The sequence below is a fragment of the Streptomyces sp. NPDC002889 genome, assembly GCF_042888425.1.
GTDB lineage: Bacteria > Actinomycetota > Actinomycetes > Streptomycetales > Streptomycetaceae > Streptomyces.
In genome coordinates, this window is record NZ_JBIAPT010000006.1 from 264,769 (window position 1) to 281,628 (window position 16,860).

At 71.0% G+C, this 16,860-nt stretch carries 12 protein-coding genes and 1 riboswitch; of the genes, 4 read left to right on the forward strand and 8 right to left on the reverse strand.

The window, feature by feature from the left end; genetic code table 11:
* Positions 1–7: 7 nt before the first annotated feature.
* The 3 genes from ACFYWI_RS11555 to ACFYWI_RS11565 are packed head-to-tail and all read right to left on the reverse strand — an operon-like array spanning position 8 to position 4,948.
* Positions 8–1,210 (reverse strand): alkaline phosphatase family protein, encoded by a 1,203-nt coding sequence (locus ACFYWI_RS11555; protein WP_389228990.1) that lies wholly within the window; start codon positions 1,208–1,210, stop codon positions 8–10.
* On the reverse strand, positions 1,210–1,794 hold the full coding sequence (locus tag ACFYWI_RS11560; RefSeq protein WP_389228993.1) for a DUF5998 family protein: 585 nt from the start codon (positions 1,792–1,794) through the stop codon (positions 1,210–1,212). The genes ACFYWI_RS11555 and ACFYWI_RS11560 overlap by 1 nt, the downstream gene beginning before the upstream one ends.
* 37 nt (positions 1,795–1,831) lie before the next feature.
* Entirely contained in the window at positions 1,832–4,948 is a 3,117-nt protein-coding gene (locus tag ACFYWI_RS11565) for a GNAT family N-acetyltransferase (protein ID WP_389228996.1), read from the reverse strand.
* Between the two features lie 165 nt (positions 4,949–5,113).
* On the opposite strand from ACFYWI_RS11565, the gene ACFYWI_RS11570 reads away from it, so the two are divergent.
* Positions 5,114–5,395, forward strand: a complete 282-nt coding sequence (locus tag ACFYWI_RS11570; RefSeq protein WP_389228999.1) for an HPr family phosphocarrier protein — start codon at positions 5,114–5,116, stop codon at positions 5,393–5,395.
* Positions 5,396–5,565: 170 nt separating this feature from the next.
* On the opposite strand, the gene ACFYWI_RS11575 is transcribed toward ACFYWI_RS11570, so the two are convergent.
* From ACFYWI_RS11575 to ACFYWI_RS11590, 4 genes are all read right to left on the reverse strand, one after another.
* Positions 5,566–6,243: a GntR family transcriptional regulator gene (locus tag ACFYWI_RS11575; RefSeq protein WP_389229002.1), complete on the reverse strand. Its 678-nt coding sequence runs from the start codon at positions 6,241–6,243 to the stop codon at positions 5,566–5,568.
* A 193-nt stretch (positions 6,244–6,436) separates the two neighbouring features.
* Positions 6,437–7,207: a M23 family metallopeptidase gene (locus tag ACFYWI_RS11580; protein WP_389229005.1), complete on the reverse strand. Its 771-nt coding sequence runs from the start codon at positions 7,205–7,207 to the stop codon at positions 6,437–6,439.
* A gap of 12 nt (positions 7,208–7,219) precedes the next feature.
* Positions 7,220–7,383, reverse strand: a riboswitch (cyclic di-AMP (ydaO/yuaA leader).
* A 228-nt stretch (positions 7,384–7,611) separates the two neighbouring features.
* Entirely contained in the window at positions 7,612–8,979 is a 1,368-nt protein-coding gene (locus ACFYWI_RS11585) for a M16 family metallopeptidase (RefSeq protein ID WP_389229262.1), read from the reverse strand.
* A gap of 17 nt (positions 8,980–8,996) precedes the next feature.
* A complete protein-coding gene (locus ACFYWI_RS11590; protein ID WP_389229008.1) occupies positions 8,997–10,382 on the reverse strand; it encodes a M16 family metallopeptidase in 1,386 nt (461 codons plus the stop codon).
* 166 nt (positions 10,383–10,548) lie between these two features.
* Here ACFYWI_RS11590 and ACFYWI_RS11595 point away from each other — a divergent pair, with 166 nt between their 5' ends.
* Entirely contained in the window at positions 10,549–12,999 is a 2,451-nt protein-coding gene (locus ACFYWI_RS11595) for a DNA topoisomerase (ATP-hydrolyzing) subunit A (RefSeq protein ID WP_389229011.1), read from the forward strand.
* On the opposite strand, the gene ACFYWI_RS11600 is transcribed toward ACFYWI_RS11595, so the two are convergent.
* Complete coding sequence (locus tag ACFYWI_RS11600; RefSeq protein ID WP_389229014.1) at positions 12,996–14,063, reverse strand: CobW family GTP-binding protein; 1,068 nt, start codon at positions 14,061–14,063, stop codon at positions 12,996–12,998. The two genes, ACFYWI_RS11595 and ACFYWI_RS11600, sit on opposite strands and share 4 nt — an antisense overlap.
* A 383-nt stretch (positions 14,064–14,446) precedes the next feature.
* Between ACFYWI_RS11600 and ACFYWI_RS11605 the strand changes: the two genes are divergently transcribed.
* On the forward strand, positions 14,447–16,138 hold the full coding sequence (locus ACFYWI_RS11605) for an ATP-binding protein (RefSeq protein ID WP_389229017.1): 1,692 nt from the start codon (positions 14,447–14,449) through the stop codon (positions 16,136–16,138).
* Positions 16,135–16,815: a response regulator gene (locus ACFYWI_RS11610; RefSeq protein WP_389229020.1), complete on the forward strand. Its 681-nt coding sequence runs from the start codon at positions 16,135–16,137 to the stop codon at positions 16,813–16,815. The genes ACFYWI_RS11605 and ACFYWI_RS11610 overlap by 4 nt, the downstream gene beginning before the upstream one ends.
* Positions 16,816–16,860 lie beyond the last annotated feature (45 nt).

The window sequence follows — 16,860 nt, forward strand, 5'->3', positions numbered from 1 at the left end:
GGGAGGGTTACGAGCGTACTTCGAGCAGCGGGACGAGCTGCTCGACGGGGGTCATGGAGCCGTGCATACCGACCATCGCCGACTCGTGCGGCTCATTCACCGAGGCCGTGATCACGACGTCGTCGCAGGCCGCGGCGACGACATCGCCGATCCTCGCGTACACCCGCTCGTCGACCGTGGGGCCGAACCAGCCGGCCGCGATCGCCTCGTCGCGGCTCGCCACCCAGAACTGCTCGCCCAGCACCTCGCGCCATACGGCGGCCACATCGGATTCGGCGCCGGGCACGGCGTACACATGGCGGGCGCGACCCTCGCCGCCCAGCAGCGCGACGCCGGCACGCAGCTCCCAGTCCTCGTCGAAGTCGATGCGCGACTGCTCGTCGAACGGAATGTCGATCATGCCGTGGTCGGCGGTGACATACAGGGCCGCCCGGGGCGGCAGTTGCTCCGCGAGGCGCTGCACCAGCCGGTCCACGTACATCAGCTGCCCGCGCCAGGCGTCGGAGTCGACGCCGAAGCGGTGGCCCTTGCCGTCGACGTCGCTGTAGTACGTGTAGACGAGGGACCGGTCGCCCGCCGCCAGATGCTCCGCGGCGAGGTCCATCCGGTCCTCGCCGGAGAGACGGCCGTGGAACGTGCCGCCACTGAGCGCGATCTTGGTGAGCGGGGTGTGCTCGAACGTCGGGGACGACACCTGCGCGGTGTGCACGCCCGCCTCGTCGGCGAGCTGGAAGACCGTGGGGTAGGGCTGCCAGACACGCGGCGAGGTCCACGGCTTCCAGCGCAGCTGGTTCATCAGCTCGCCGGTCTCCGGGTTGCGGGCTGTGTAGCCGGGCAGTCCGTGCGCTCCGGGCGGCATGCCGGTGCCGACCGAGGCGAGCGAGGTGGCGGTGGTGGCCGGGAATCCTGCCGTGATCGGGCGCCCGGTGCCGCCGCGCGAGGTCGGGAGCAGCGAGGTGAGGTACGGGGCCTCGTCGGGGTGGGACTTGATCTGCTCCCAGCCGAGCCCGTCGATCAGGAAGACGCAGTTCCGGTCGGCGGGGGTGAGCTCGGGGATGCTCGGTATGAGCCCGGGTACGCCCTGGCCTGCCGCGAGCGTCGGCAGCAGATCGGCGAGGGAGCCGCTGCCGTACTCGGGAACGGGAGCGGTGTCGAGGGCAAGCGGAACAGGTTCGTCCGGCCACACTGCGGGCTGGGTGGGCTGGACCATCAGCGGGTGGCTGCCGTGGCTTCGGAGAGCGCCTGGGCGAAGGCGAGCGTCTGGCGGACGGTGTCCGGGCCGTCGCCTGCCTCGCTGACGCGCAGGCTGAGGTCGTCGGCGGTGGAGTTGCCCGTGTAGCCGTGGTCGGCGTCGCAGTTCGGGTCGCCGCAGGCAGCGGGCTCCAGATCGATACGGGAGACGGCGCCCCAGCCGATGGTGAGGACGACCTCGCGGGGCAGCGTGCCGGGAGCGTACGACTCCGGATTGGCCACGACCCGGCTGACCACGACGGACGAGATCCGGCCGAGCTTGACCGACTCCGTGGAGGTGGTGGCGTACGGCGTCGGGGAGCTGGTGTCGGCGGCCTGCTCGTCGGTATGGCTGACGACGAAACGGGTGGCGGTCAGGACGAGGACCGTGACATGGCGGCGCACCTCGTTGGCGTCGAAGGTGGTCTCCTGGTGCACCAGGTACGACGCGATCTGCTCACCCCCGACCGCGGCCTCCACCGCCTCGGCCACGAGGGCCGGGTAGTAGCCGCTGCGCTCGATCGCCGCGCGCAGCCCCTGGGTCGTCGTACCGGTCTTCGCCATGCGGTCCATCCTACGGGGCCCCGGGGGCGGTGAGCGCTCAGTAGCTGGGGAGTCTGCGGGGCCCCAGGTCGGTGCGGGCCGGAGGTGGTGCGAGGCGTACGGATGCGCCGAGCACGGAGAGGCCGCGCTGAGCGACGACGACCGGTTCAAGACCGATTCCGACCACTTCAGGATGGTCGTCGACCAGCCGCGACACGCGCAGCAGGAGTTCCTCCAGCGCGGGGGTGTCGACGGGCGCGGAGCCACGCCAGCCGAACAGGAGCGGGGCCGTGCGGATGGTCCGGATCAGCTCGGCGGCGTCACGGTCGGTGGCAGGGACGAGCCGGTGGGCGGTGTCACCGAGCAGCTCGGAGGGTGCGCCGGCCAGCCCGAACGACAGCACGGCACCGGCGGCGGGGTCGATGGCCGCGCGCACGACAGTGTCCACGCCGCGCGGGACCATCGCCTGGACGACCGGCTGCAGCTCGGCGGGCTTGCCCAGCACGTCGGTCAACTCGCGGTACGCCTGTCGCAGTTGCGCCTCATCGGCCAGATCCAGCCGTACGCCGCCGAGGTCGGCGCGGTGGCGCAGATGCGGGGCCGTGGTCTTGAGCGCCACGGGATAGCCGAGCCGCCCGGCTGCCCGCACGGCGGCGTCGGGGTCCAGGGCGGGGAGGGCGGTGCGCACATGGATCCCGTACCGGGCGAGAAGCTCGTTGGCGCCCCCGGGGTCGAGGGTGAAGCCCCGGGGATCACCGGCGTCGCCGAGCAGCCGCTCGATCTGCCCGGCTGCGCCGGCCTCGTCGATGTCCTCGTATTGGGGCACCTTGCCGGGCTCGGCGGCGTGCCGGCGCCATTGGGCGTACCGGACGGCTTCGGCGAGGGCCCGGACGGCCCGCTCGGCGGCGGGGTACGCGGGAATGCGGTTCCCCCCGCCCCTGCCATCCCCGGAAGCCTTCGGGGACCGGTTCCCGGAGGGCTCGGCACCGCCGTCGTCGCGGCGCGCCGCGGCCACGGGGCGCGCGGCGCCGTCCGGGAGGTCGGGGTGATCCGCACTGCCGGCCCCGTCGACGCCGGCTCCGCCGTGCGGAGCGCCGGCGGAGGGCGTACCGGCATGTGCGCGTGTTGGGCCGCCTCCACGAGACGGGGCCTGCACGCTCACAGGGGAACTGCCCGCCGCAGGCACGCCCGCGGCCACTGCGCCGGCAGGCCGGTGGGCCGCCGCGCCTGAAAGCGCCGCTTCCGCGGCAGGGGCCGCGGTCCGGGAGCCTGCCCCCGGCTCCGCCGCGAGACGGGTGCCGCCCGGCGCCGTCGCCGTGCTCGACGCGGCCGACAGCGCCTCCGCCAGGCCCCCCAGCTCCACATGCACCACCGTCACCGGCTTGGCCGGCGCCGTGGCCGCCGCGGCGCGCAGCGCCGCGGCCAGGACCTCACCGTCGCCCGACTCGATGACACCGTTCTCGCCGACCCATGGAATCGCCGTGACCACCACGGCATCGCATGCGTCGTCGTGCAGCGCCTCGACCAGCGCGGCGCGGAAGTCCGCGGGCGTCGCCTCCGTCGTGAGGTCGAGGGGCGGAAGCGGACGCAGGCCCTCCGTGAGACAGGCGTCGTAGGTGAGCAGTCCGAGGGACTCGGAGTTGCCGAGGATCGCCACGCGTGGCCCCGACGGCAGCGGCTGCCCGGCCAGCAGCAGCCCCACGTCGACGAGTTCGGTGACCGTGTCGACGCGGATCACGCCCGCCTGCCGCAGCAGCGCTCCGACCGTCGCGTCGGGGATACGGGTCACCGGCACCGCGTGCCCCGGTGGGGCGGCGCCGCTGTGCCGCGCCCCTTTGACGACCACGACCGGCTTGACGGCCGCCGTACGCCGGGCAAGTCGCGTGAACTTGCGCGGGTTGCCGATCGATTCGAGGTACAGCAGGACCACGTCCGTGCCCGGGTCCTCGTACCAGTACTGCAGGAAGTCGTTGCCGGACACATCCGCCCGGTTGCCGGACGAGATGAACGAGGAGAGTCCCGCACCACGCCGGTGCAGCCCGGACAGCAGGGCGATGCCGATCGCCCCGGACTGGGTGAACAGCGCTGTCCGGCCGGGGGCCGGCGCCTCGGGGGCGAGCGAGGCATTGAGCCGCACCGTGTCGGAGGTACTGATGATCCCGAAGGAGTTCGGGCCGATGATGCGCATCCCGTACGAGCGGGCCTGGCGCACCAGTTCGCGCTGGCGCTCCCGGCCCGCCGCCCCGCTCTCGGCGTATCCGGCGGTGAGGACGACCAGTCCCTGGACGCCGTGCTCGCCGCAGTCGGCGACCACGTCCGGCACCCGTTCGGCCGGGACGGCGACGATCGCAAGGTCGACCGGCTCCCCGATCTCGGCGACCGAACGCACGGCGGTGACGCCGTCGACCTCGGACCACTCCTTCGGGAAGGCACGGTTCACCGCGTAGGTACGGCCGGTGAAACCGCCGTCGAGGAGGTTGCGCAGCACCGTGCGGCCCACGCCGCCGGGCACCCGGCCGACGCCGACCACGGCGACCGAACCGGGGGCGAGAAGGCGCTGCACCGAACGCGATTCGGCGCGCTGCTCCCGGCCGCGCTGCACGGCGAGGGACTTGGCGGTCGGTTCGAGGTCGAGGGTCAGATGGACGGAGCCGTCCTCGAAGCTGCGCTTCTGGGTGTACCCGGCGTCCGTGAACACCTTGATCATCTTGTTGTTGGCGGGCAGCACCTCCGCCGCGAACCGTCGGATGCCACGCTCCCTGGCCACCGCGGCGATGTGCTCCAGCAGGGCGGATGCGACACCGCGGCCCTGGTGTGCGTCCTGGACGAGGAAGGCGACCTCGGCCTCGTCGGCCGGTGCGCTGGCGGGTCGGCCCTGGGCATTGATGCGGTCGTAGCGGACGGTGGCGATGAACTCGCCGCCGACCGTGACCGCGAGCCCCACCCGGTCCACGTAGTCGTGGTGGGTGAAGCGGTGGACGTCCTTGGCCGAGAGCCGGGGGTAGGGCGCGAAGAACCGGTAGTACTTCGACTCGTCCGAGACCTGCTCGTAGAAGCTGACCAGCCGGTCGGCGTCCTCGGTGGTGATGGGCCTGATGCGCGCGGTGCCGCCGTCACGCAGCACCACGTCTGCTTCCCAGTGATCGGGGTAAGCGTGCTCCGACGAGGTCTGCATGGGGCAAGCGTACGGCCCGTCCACGGGTCGCGGAGGCGGTTGCCGACAGGCAGGCTGTACACGCCGATCGGCGGTCCGCAACCGGTCCACGGCTCGGCGATACGAGCACCGCGCAACCCGTGAGAGACTGGTCTAGACAACCGTTGAGACTTGAAGGGCAACACCATGGCTGAGCGCCGCGTCAATGTCGGCTGGGCCGAGGGCCTTCACGCCCGCCCCGCGTCCATCTTCGTCCGCGCCGCGACGGCCTCCGGCGTCCCCGTGACGATCGCCAAGGCCGACGGCCCCCCGGTCAACGCCGCGTCCATGCTGGCCGTGCTCGGCCTGGGCGCCCACGGAGGCGAGGAGATCGTGCTCGCGTCCGACTCCGACGGCGCCGAGGGCGCCCTGGACCGTCTGGCCAAGCTGGTGGCCGAGGGTCTCGACGAGCTCCCCGAGACCGTCTGACACGGCCGGCCGATTCGGCCCGTCGGACGAATTACCGGTCGAAATCATCCGCAACGAGACCGCGGCATCCCGAATCGGGAAGCCGCGGTCTCGTTTCTTTTCCGGGCACCGAATTCGGGCAGCATAAAACAGGGGCCGCAAGCGACTTCTCTTTGTATACGACGCTTTTGTTAATTGCGGACGCTCGCGGTGTTTACGGCGTGTTGCGAAGTCCTCACCCACTCGGGCCTGCGCAGCCGGTGCGCCGCCACGGCCCGCTCCGCGTGCACGGCCGTCAAGGCCCTCGCCCGCTCCACGTCCCCGCGCGCCACGGCATCCACGATCGCGCCGTGCTCGGCCCAGGACTCGACGGGTCTGGCGGGCTGCTCGACGGCGTACATCCACGCGATCTTGTGCCGCAGCTGGGTGAGCAGTGCGATCAGGCCGGGGCTGCCGCAGGCCTGGGCGAGGGTCTCGTGGAACCAGCTGCCGAGCGAGCGCAGATCCTCGCCCTGTCCGCGGCGTGCTCGCTCCTGACCCAGCCTGACCAGGCCGCGCAGCACTTTGAGATGCGCCTCGGTACGCCGCTGGGCCGCCCGCGCCGCACCCAGCGGCTCCAGCAGCATCCGGATCTCCAGCAGGTCCGCGGCCTCCTGCTCGGTGGGCTCGGCGACATGGGCGCCGGCGTGCCGGCGGCTGACGACGAAGCCCTCGGACTCCAGGGTGCGCAGGGCCTCGCGGACCGGGACCCGGGAGACCCCGTAGCGGCGGGCCAGCTGCTCCTCGGTCAGCCGGCTGCCGCGCTCGTACACGCCGGAGACGATGTCGTCGCGGATCGCCGTGCATACCGAGTGCGCGGGAATGCGCATGACCGAACCTCCGCTTTAATCCGCGCGAAACGCAGCCGACCGAGTACGTTCCAAGCCCTCTTCCTCTCCGTGACTCTATTGCAATCGGCGTGATTTTCCGATGGCAGGTCGAAATTCATGGATATCTTTTGGCCGACACAGGAAACGCCGAAGGCCCCGGCGGCCGGCCGGGGCCTTCGAACGGTGCGTGCGATCAGATCCTGACGCCGTGCGAGCGCAGGTACGCGAGCGGGTTGATGTCGGAGCCGTAGTCCGGGGTGGTCCGGGCCTCGAAGTGCAGGTGCGGGCCGCTGGAGTTCCCGGTGGAGCCGGACAGGCCGATCTGCTGGCCGGGGGTGACCCGCTGGCCGGCCGACACACCGATGGACGAGAGGTGGCCGTACTGGGTGTACGTGCCGTCGTTCATCCGGATCACGATGTTGTTGCCGTACGCGCCGGCCCAGCCGGCCTCGACGACGGTGCCGGAGCCGACGGCCACCACCGAAGTGCCGGAGGCGGCATGGAAGTCGATGCCGGTGTGGCTGCCGGAGGACCACTGCGCACCGCCGGCCTGGTAGGCCGTGGAGACATAGGAACCGGCGACCGGAGGCCGGAAGGAGTTCAGGCGACGACGCTCGGCCTCACGGGCGGCGCGCTCCTTGGCCTCGCGAGCGGCCTTGGCGCGGGCCTCGGCCTTGCGCTTCGCCTCGGCCGCGGCCTTCGCCCTGGCTTCGGCCTCGACGGCCTCCTGCTTCTGGGCAGCGGCCTGGTCGGCGATCTCGTCGGCGAGGGAGTCCACGGTCACGACCTGGGTCAGACCGGTGTCCTCGATGGAAGGTGTTTCGCTGTCGGCGGCGAGCGCCGGGGAGGCGAGGGTTCCGATGACTCCGGTGGTGGCAAGGGTCGCGACACCGGCAATGCCTGCGCTGCGGCGCGCGAGCCGGCTCGGACCACGATGCTTCCCGGTGGCACGGGTGAACGCCATGAAGTGGCTGGTCCTTTCCTTCCTTCTCGCCTACCGGGTTAGCTGACGGGTTCGGAGCAGGAAGGTCTCCTACGGGCCCCTCCGCACAGGTACGAAGGCGCCCGATTCACCCCAGGGACGATTGGGTCCCCGGCTCCCCAGGCTCGCGCCGGACGGGGACTCGGCGATGGCTGTCCGATGCCGCGGATGCGACGGGCTACCGGCGGACAGCCGCATCGACGCTAGGCCGATCTTCTGTCAATCAGCAAAAAATCAGGCCCTTTTGTAGCGCACACCACAGGAGATAGAGGCAATTACCCTGACAGGGGGGACAAAAGACAGAACCCCGACAACGCATCCGAAGTCGGGGTTCCGTTTGTGTGTTCTCTGTTGTCGACCGGGCCGACGGTCGCCCGCCGCCTCAATCAGCTGGTGACAACGGTCACTTCACCGATGCCGAGCGCCCGGACGGGCTCCTCGATGAGCGACGCGTCACCGACGAGCACCGTGACCAGCCGGTCCACCGGAAAGGCGCTGACCGCTGCCGCGGTCGCCTCGACGGTGCCCGTCTCGGCCAGCCGTACGTACAGCTGGGCCTGGTAGTCGTCCGGCAGATGCTGCTCGACCTGGTCGGCGAGCGTGGCCGCCACGGACGCCGCCGTCTCGTACTTCAGCGGGGCGACGCCCACCAGGTTCTGCACGGCGACATCGCGCTCGGCGTCGGTGAGGCCCTCGGCCGCCAGCGTGCGCAGCACCTTCCACAGGTCGTCCAGCGCCGGGGCGGTGTTGGGCGTGTCCACCGAGCCGCTGATGGCCAGCATCGACGCTCCGGTGCCGTCGGGCGCTGAACGCAGTACCTGGCCGAAGGCCCGTACGCCGTAGGTGTAGCCCTTCTCCTCGCGCAGGACGCGGTCGAGCCGCGAGGTGAGGGTCCCGCCCAGGCAGTACGCGCCCAGCACCTGGGCCGGCCACACACGGTCGTGACGGTCCGGACCGATACGTCCGATGAGCAGCTGGGTCTGTACGGCGCCGGGACGGTCCACGATCACCACACGGCCGGTGTCGTCGGCAGTGATCGGCGGTACGGGACGGCTCTCGGCCGGCTCGCCGGTCCAGCCTCCCAGGGTGTCGGCGAGTACGGCGTCCAGGTCGACCCCGGTGAGGTCGCCGACGATCACCGCGGTGGCGGTGGCGGGCCGCACGTACGCCTCGTAGAAGTCCCGTACAGCGGCGGAGTCGATCCGCGCCACGGTCTCCTCGGTGCCCTGACGCGGCCGCGACATCCGCGAAGCGGCCGGGAAGAGCTCCTTGGACAGCTGCTTGGCGGCACGCCGGGCCGGGTTCGCGGTCTCGTGCGGAATCTCGTCCAGCCGGTTGCGCACCAGCCGCTCGACCTCGCTGGCGTCGAACGCGGGAGCGCGCAGCGCCTCGGCGAGCAGGCCGAGCGCCTTGGGCAGTCGCGAGGCCGGAACCTCCAGGGAGACCCGGACGCCAGGGTGATCGGCGTGCGAATCGAGGGTGGCACCGCAGCGCTCGAGCTCGGCCGCGAACTCCTCGGCGGTGCGCTTGTCCGTGCCCTCCGACAGAGCCCGCGCCATGATCGTGGCAACGCCGTCCAGCCCCTCGGGCTCGGCGTCCAGCGGGGCGTCGAGGAAGATCTCGACCGCCACCACCTGCTGGCCGGGGCGATGGCAGCGCAGCACGGTCAGACCGTTGTGCAGAGTGCCGCGCTCGGGGGCGGGGAAGGCCCAGGGCCGAGCCGTGCCGGGGGTGGGCTGCGGGTGGAAGTCCATGGTCACGGCAGCGTCACTCACTGGTCCGCCCCCTCGTGCTCGTCGTTGTCGTCGTTCTCGGCGTTCTCGGGGGTCCGGTCCGCCTCGTCGGCCTCGTCCGGGGCGATGGGCTCGTAGACGAGGACCGCCCTGTTGTCCGGGTGCAGCCGGGCCTTCGCGACCGCCTGCACCTCCTCGGCGGTGACCTCGAGAACCCGCTGCACGGCGGTCAGCGCCAGCTGCGGGTCGCCGAACAGCACTGCGTAGCGGCACAGTTCGTCGGCGCGGCCGGCGACGGTGCCCAGCCGGTCGAGCCACTCGCGCTCCAGCTGCGCCTGCGCCCGCTCCATCTCCTCGGCCGTGGGGCCCTCGGCGGCGAACCGCGCCAGCTCCTCGTCGACCGCGGCCTCGATCTGCGGGACCTCGACACCACCGGACGTCTTCACGTCCAGCCAGCCCAGCGACGGTGCGCCGGCCAGGCGCAGCAGGCCGAATCCGGCCGCGACAGCCGTCTGGTCACGGCGCACGAGGCGGTTGTGCAGCCGGGAGGACTCGCCTCCGCCGAGGACGGTGAGCGCAAGGTCGGCGGCGTCGCACTCGCGGGTGCCGTCGTGGGGCAGCCGATAGGCGGCCATCAGCGCACGGGCCGGGACCTCCTCGACGACCTCCTCGCGCAGCTGCGTGCCGATGTTCTCGGGCAGGGTGCCGTCACGTGGGGGCTGCTTTCCGTCGTGGGACGGGATGGAGCCGAAGTACTTCTCGATCCAGGCGAGCGTCTGCTCCGGGTCGATGTCGCCGACGACCGACAGCACGGCGTTGTTCGGCGCGTAGTAGGTGCGGAAGAAGGCACGGGCGTCCTCGAGGGTCGCCGCGTCCAGGTCGGCCATCGAGCCGATCGGGGTGTGGTGGTACGGGTGGCCCTCCGGGTAGGCGAGGCTGGTCAGCTTCTCGAAGGCCGTGCCGTACGGCACATTGTCGTACCGCTGGCGGCGCTCGTTCTTGACGACATCGCGCTGGTTCTCCATCGACTCGTCGTCGAGGGCGGCCAGCAGCGAGCCCATCCGGTCCGCCTCCAGCCAGAGCGCCAGCTCCAGCTGATGCGTCGGCATGGTCTCGAAATAGTTGGTGCGCTCAAAGCTCGTGGTGCCGTTCAGCGAGCCGCCGGCGCCCTGGACCAGCTCGAAGTGGCCGTTCCCCTTCACCTGGCCCGAGCCCTGGAACATCAGGTGCTCGAAGAGGTGGGCGAGGCCGGTACGCCCCGCGACCTCGTGGCGTGAACCGACGTCGTACCAGAGGCAGACCGCGGCGACCGGGGTCAGGTGGTCCTCGGAGAGCACCACGCGCAGGCCGTTGGCCAGGCGGTGCTCTGTGGCTGTCAGGCCGCCGGAACCGGCCTGCGCTGTGGCCGTGTGACCCATGGGCATGTACGTCCCTTCGATCGCGAAACTGGATTTGCTCCCAGACCTGCCACTGTATGCAAGCGCGCTGACGCCTGGCGAAGTTCCCGGGTCGAGGTCGGCGTTGTCAGTGGGACGGTCCACAATGGTCCGCGTCAGATCCAGCCTGGTACGTGAAGGAGCAGCAGCCGCGATGGCCCGCCGCAGCACGAAGACCCCGCCGCCGGACGATTTCGAGGAGAAGATCCTCGACATCGACGTCGTGGACGAAATGCAGGGCTCCTTCCTCGAGTACGCGTACTCGGTGATCTACTCCCGGGCCCTGCCGGACGCACGTGACGGCATGAAGCCGGTGCACCGCCGGATCGTGTACCAGATGAACGAGATGGGGCTGCGCCCCGACCGCGGCTATGTGAAGTGCGCCCGTGTCGTCGGCGAGGTCATGGGCAAGCTGCACCCCCATGGCGACGCGTCGATCTACGACGCGCTGGTGCGCATGGCGCAGCCCTTCTCGATGCGCCTGCCGCTGGTCGACGGCCATGGCAACTTCGGTTCGCTGGGCAATGACGACCCGCCGGCCGCCATGCGCTACACCGAGTGCCGTATGGCCGACGCCACCTCGTTGATGACGGAGTCGATCGACGAGGACACGGTCGACTTCCAGGCGAACTACGACGGCCAGGAGCGCGAGCCGGTCGCGCTGCCCGCCGCCTATCCGAACCTGCTGGTCAACGGCGCGTCCGGAATCGCGGTCGGTATGGCGACGAACATGCCCCCGCACAATCTGGGCGAGGTCATCGCCGCCGCCCGCCATCTGATCAGGCACCCGGGCGCCGACCTCGAGACGCTGATGCGGTACGTGCCGGGACCGGACCTGCCGACCGGCGGGCGCATCGTGGGGCTCAACGGCATCAAGGACGCGTACGAGTCCGGCCGGGGCACCTTCAAGATCCGCGCCACGGTCGCAGTGGAGGACGTGACGGCGCGCCGCAAGGGCCTGGTCGTCACCGAACTGCCCTTCACGGTCGGCCCGGAGAAGGTCATCGCGAAGATCAAGGATCTGGTCTCGGCGAAGAAGCTCCAGGGCATCGCGGACGTCAAGGACCTCACCGACCGCCGGCACGGTCTGCGCCTGGTCATCGAGGTCAAGAACGGGTTCATCCCCGAGGCCGTCCTCGAGCAGCTGTACAAGCTGACGCCGATGGAGGAGTCCTTCGGTATCAACAATGTGGCGCTGGTGGACGGCCAGCCGCTCACCCTGGGCCTCAAGGAACTGCTCGAGGTCTATCTCGACCACCGCTTCGACGTGGTGCGCCGGCGCAGCGAGTTCCGGCGTACCAAGCGGCGCGACCGGCTGCACCTGGTCGAGGGCCTGCTCGTCGCCCTGATCGACATCGACGAGGTCATCCGGCTGATCCGGTCCAGTGAGAACTCCGCGCAGGCCAAGGAGCGGCTGATCGAGCGCTTCTCGCTCAGCCAGGTCCAGACGCAGTACATCCTGGACACACCGCTGCGCCGGCTGACGAAGTTCGACCGTCTGGAGCTGGAGAGCGAGCGCGACCGGCTGAACACCGAGATCGATGAGCTGACCGCGATCCTGGAGTCGGATGCCGAGCTGCGCAAGCTGGTCTCGGGCGAACTGGCCGCGGTGGCGAAGAAGTTCGGCACCGAGCGGCGCACGGTGCTGCTGGAGTCGGCGGCAACGCCGGTGGCCGCGGGCTCACTCGAGGTCGCGGACGACCCGTGCCGTGTGCTGCTGTCCTCCACGGGTCTGCTGGCGCGCACGGTCACCGGGGAGCCGCTGCCCGACGACGCGGGCAAGCGCACCAAGCACGACGTGATCGTCTCGGCCGTGCCCGCGACCGCGCGCGGCGACGTGGGTGTGGTGACCTCGGCCGGGCGGCTGCTGCGACTGCCGGTGATCGATCTGCCGCAGCTGCCGCACACCGCGTCCGCGCCCAACCTCTCGGGCGGGGCGCCGGTCGCCGAGTTCCTGTCCCTCGAGGCCGACGAGACGGTGGTCTGCCTGACCACGCTCGACGAGTCCTCGCCGGGGCTCGCACTGGGCTCTCTGCAGGGTGTGGTCAAGCGGGTGGTGCCCGACTATCCCGCGAACAAGGACGAGTTGGAGATCTTCTCCCTCAAGGAGGGGGATCGCATCGTGGGCGGCGCCGAGCTGCGCACGGGCGAAGAGGACCTGGTCTTCATCACCTCCGACGCCCAGCTGCTGCGCTACCCGGCCTCTCAGGTGCGGCCACAGGGCCGGGCTGCGGGCGGCATGGCCGGCATCAAGCTGACCGAGGGGGCCGAGGTGATCTCGTTCACCGCCGTCGACCCGGCGGCGGACGCGGTCGTCTTCACGGTTGCCGGATCGCGGGGCACGCTGGACGACGCACCGACGACGGCGAAGCTCACGCCGTTCGACCAGTACCCGCGCAAGGGCCGCGCCACGGGCGGCGTGCGCTGCCAGCGCTTCCTCAGGGGTGAGGACATGCTGATCCTGGCCTGGGCGGGGGCTGCCCCGGCCCGTGCGGCGCAGAAGAGCGGTGCACCGGCCGACCTGCCGGATCCGGACCCCCGCCGGGACGGCTCGGGCACACCGCTGGCCTCGTCGGTCTCGGTGGTGGCCGGCCCGGCGAGCTAGAAAGCGCCCGGGTCGGGCTCGTCGCCGCCGCGCGGCACGTACCGCAGGACGCCCCACATGCTGTGCTCATCGGGGGCGCCCTGCGGCGAGGCCGTGCGGCACTCGTCGAGCTCCGCCCGCAGCTTGACGCGGTCGACGCCGGAGCCGATCAGCACCAGCTGCGTGAGGCGTTGCCCGTCACGCGGCCAGGGCTCGGGGTAGAAGCGAAGGAACCGCCCGACCGCGTGCACGGCATACCGGTTGCCCGGATCGGCGGCCCCGAAGTCGACGAACCCCTTGATGCGGTAGAGCCCCTCCGGCCGTGAGTCGAGGAAGGTCATCAGCCTGCGCGGGTCCATGGGCTCGGGCGTGGTGAAGTCGATGCTTTCGTACGCGGCATGCAGATGGTCCGCGTGATCGCGCTCCCCCTCGTACAGGTCCTCGAAGGAGAGCTGGCGGGTGCCGGTGTCCCGCTCCGGCCGGGCGGCGTGGTCGAAGAGGAATTCCGGATCGACCCTGCCGTAGCGCGCGGGCACGACCGGTGTCCCGGCGCTCAGATCGGCGAGCTGCCCGCGGATACGGTCCAGCTCCGCCTCGGCCACCCGGTCCGCCTTGTTCAGCACGACGAGATCGGCGATCGCGAGATGCCGGTCGATCTCGGGGTGCCGCGCCCGTGTCTCGTCGAACTCGGCGGCGTCGACGACCTCGACGAGCCCGCCGTACACCACACGCGGATTGTCGCCGGCGAGAATCATCCTCACGAGCTCCTGCGGCTCGGCCAGTCCGGACGCTTCGATGACGATCACGTCGATCCGCGCGCCGGGGCTGGTCAGCCGGTCCAGATATTCGTCCAGCTCACTCGAGTCGACGGCGCAGCACAGGCATCCGTTACCGAGCGAGACGGCGGAGCCGACCTGCCCGGCGACGGTCATGGCATCGATCTCGATGGAGCCGAAATCATTGACGACGACGCCGATGCGGTTGCCGCCGTTGTGCCGGAGCAGATGATTGAGCAGCGTGGTCTTGCCGGACCCCAGAAAGCCCGTCAGCACGACGACAGGGATCTGTGACTTTCTCACGCTCAAGGCGGCACCTCGTGGTTCCGGACTGCGGGGCGGCCCCAGAATAGGGGCGCGACGCCAAGTGAACGCGAGCTGGATCTGCCGGGCCACCTGCCCGCGATTACTTCGTTGCGCCGACCGCGCCTGCGCCGAGCCCGCCGTAGGCGCACATGAGGACCGCACCGCCGTGTCCTGGAGAAGCCGTCCGTCTGTGTCCATGGAGCCGCAGGTCTCGTCGTGGCCGCACAGCACCGACGCCGCCGGGGCGGTCCGGAACCGTGGCACCCGACCGCACCGGCGGCTCCGTCGCTCACAGGAGAAACGTAAGTGCATCGCACGATGCGCAGGAGGCCTGCGCTGGGCTGGACGTTTCGGAATGGGCGCTGAGCCCTTTACCGTTCCTAGGCATGAGCCCTGCCCCGACCGCCCCAGCCCGGCGACGGCGCTTCGGCTGGCCGCAGCGGGTCTTCTCCCAGGTCCTGCTCATGCAGCTGGCCATCGCCACCGGAGTCACCGCGCTGGCCACCGGACTGTTTCTCGCGCCGTTGAGCGCACAACTCGACGACCAGGCAATGCGCCGTGCACTCGCCATCGCCGAGACCACGGCGTCACCGGAGCTCGCCGCCGAACTGACCGGCTCCCGGCCGGCCGCCACGGGTCCTGTGCAGGCGGAGGCCGAACGGATCAGGGTGGCCACCGGCGCCGAGTACGTCGTCGTCATGGACGACAGCGGAGTGCGCTGGTCCCACCCCTCCCCCGGCGAGATCGGGCGGATCGTCTCCACCGACCCCAGCGCGGCACTGGCGGGCCGGCGGGTGATGGAGATCGACAGCGGCACGCTCGGGCGCTCGGCCCGCGGCAAGGTACCGCTGCGGGACGCCGACGGCCGGATCGTGGGCGCGGTCTCGGTGGGCATCGAGTACGACAGCGTGCGCGCCCGGCTGCTGGCGGCGATCCCGGGCCTCCTCGCCTACGCGGGAGGTGCACTGGCCGTCGGAGCGCTCGCGGCCTATCTGATTTCCCGCAGGCTGCAGCGGCAGACCCACGACCTGGCCTTCTCCGACATCTCGGCGCTGCTCGCGGAACGCGAGGCGATGCTCCACGGCATCAGGGAAGGCGTCGTGGCCCTCGACGTCTCGGGGCGGATCCGGCTGCTGAACGACGAGGCGCAGCGGCTGCTCGGCGTCGGCCCCGATGCGACCGGGCGGCCGCTGGACGCGGTGCTGGGCGAGGGACGCACCACCGATGTCCTGGCAGGGCGGGTGAGCGGCGAGGATCTGCTGACGGTACGCGGCAACCGGGTGCTGATCGCCAACCGGATGCCCACGGACGACGGCGGTGCCGTCGCCACGCTGCGTGACCGGACCGAGCTGGAGCAGCTGGGCCGCGAGCTGGACTCGACCCGGGGGCTCATCGACGCCCTGCGTGCCCAGGACCATGAGCACGCCAACCGGATGCACACCCTGCTCGGGCTTCTTGAACTGGAGATGCACGAGGAGGCAGTGGAGTTCGTGACCGAGGTCGTCGGGGTCCACCGGGCCACCGCGGAGCAGGTCACCGAGAAGATCCATGACCCGCTGCTGGCCGCGCTGCTGGTGGGGAAGGCGACGGTGGCGGCGGAACGCGGTGTGTCGCTGCGGATTGCCCCGGCGACACTGCTTCCCGACCGGCTGGTGGATCCGCGAGGCCTGGTGACAGTGGTCGGCAACCTCGTGGACAACGCGCTCGATGCGGCCGCCGGCTCGGAGGACCCGAGGATCGAGGTGGACCTGCGTGCGCAGGGACGCACGGTGATGCTGCGGATCGCGGACAGCGGACCGGGGGTCCCTGCCGATCATCGCGAACTGATCTTCACCGAGGGCTGGACCACCAAGGAACTGCCGGCCCACGGCAAGCGGGGCCTCGGACTGCCCCTGGTACGCCGGTTCGCACAGCGGCAGGGCGGCAGTGCACGGGTGCGCGGGGCGGCGGCCGGGGGCGCCGAATTCACCGTCGTACTCCCTGAAGCGCTGACCGAGCAGTGGCCGGCGACGACGAAGGACGCCCCAGCGGGCCCGGCGGCCACGGGAGAGACGAGCGCAGGAGAGGCGATCCGATGATCGGCGTGCTGGTGGTCGACGACGACATCCGGGTGGCGGGGATCAACGCTGCCTATGTGGCCAAGGTGCCCGGATTCCAGGTCGTCGCACAGGCCCACTCGGCCGCGGAGGCTCTCGCCCGGATCTCTGAGCAGCAGGTGGAACTGATCCTGCTGGACCACTATCTGCCGGACGAGAACGGGCTGTCGGTCGTCCGGGAGCTGCGCCGCCTCGGCCACCAGACCGATGTGATCATGGTGACGGCGGCACGCGACGTGGCCACGGTCCAGTCGGCGATGCGCCACGGTGCGCTGCAGTATCTGGTCAAGCCGTTCAACTTTGCGGGACTGCGCGCCAGGCTGGAGGCATACGCGACCCTCCGCCGCACCCTGGAGAAGGGTGGCGAGGCCGAGCAGACGGAGGTGGACCGGATCTTCGGTGCCCTGTCCGCGGGGTCGGTCGCTCCCGAACTGCCCAAAGGCCACTCGCCGACCACCGCCGAGCTGCTGCGCAAGGTTCTGCTGTCCGCCGAAGGGCCTCTGTCCGCCCAGGAGATCGCCGCCCGCGCGGGGGTCAGCAGGCAGACCGCGCAGCGGTATCTGAAGCTGCTGGAGCGGGGGAGCCGCGTGGAGCTGAGCCTGAAGTACGGCGAGACAGGCCGCCCGGAGCACCGCTACGTCTGGACGGCGAGTCTCTGACCCACGTCCGGACGGCGAGCCTCCGACCCTCGTCCGGACGGCAAG

Excerpts from the sequence above, each read along its gene's own strand:
- ACFYWI_RS11555 (WP_389228990.1), bottom strand. The coding sequence starts at position 1,210 with ATGGTCCAGCCCACCCAGCCCGCAGTGTGGCCGGACGAACCTGTTCCG.
- ACFYWI_RS11560 (WP_389228993.1), bottom strand. The coding sequence starts at position 1,794 with ATGGCGAAGACCGGTACGACGACCCAGGGGCTGCGCGCGGCGATCGAG.
- ACFYWI_RS11565 (WP_389228996.1), bottom strand. The coding sequence starts at position 4,948 with ATGCAGACCTCGTCGGAGCACGCTTACCCCGATCACTGGGAAGCAGAC.
- ACFYWI_RS11570 (WP_389228999.1), top strand. The coding sequence starts at position 5,114 with ATGGCTGAGCGCCGCGTCAATGTCGGCTGGGCCGAGGGCCTTCACGCC.
- ACFYWI_RS11575 (WP_389229002.1), bottom strand. The coding sequence starts at position 6,243 with ATGCGCATTCCCGCGCACTCGGTATGCACGGCGATCCGCGACGACATC.
- ACFYWI_RS11580 (WP_389229005.1), bottom strand. The coding sequence starts at position 7,207 with ATGGCGTTCACCCGTGCCACCGGGAAGCATCGTGGTCCGAGCCGGCTC.
- ACFYWI_RS11585 (WP_389229262.1), bottom strand. The coding sequence starts at position 8,979 with ATGGACTTCCACCCGCAGCCCACCCCCGGCACGGCTCGGCCCTGGGCC.
- ACFYWI_RS11590 (WP_389229008.1), bottom strand. The coding sequence starts at position 10,382 with ATGCCCATGGGTCACACGGCCACAGCGCAGGCCGGTTCCGGCGGCCTG.
- ACFYWI_RS11595 (WP_389229011.1), top strand. The coding sequence starts at position 10,549 with ATGGCCCGCCGCAGCACGAAGACCCCGCCGCCGGACGATTTCGAGGAG.
- ACFYWI_RS11605 (WP_389229017.1), top strand. The coding sequence starts at position 14,447 with ATGAGCCCTGCCCCGACCGCCCCAGCCCGGCGACGGCGCTTCGGCTGG.
- ACFYWI_RS11610 (WP_389229020.1), top strand. The coding sequence starts at position 16,135 with ATGATCGGCGTGCTGGTGGTCGACGACGACATCCGGGTGGCGGGGATC.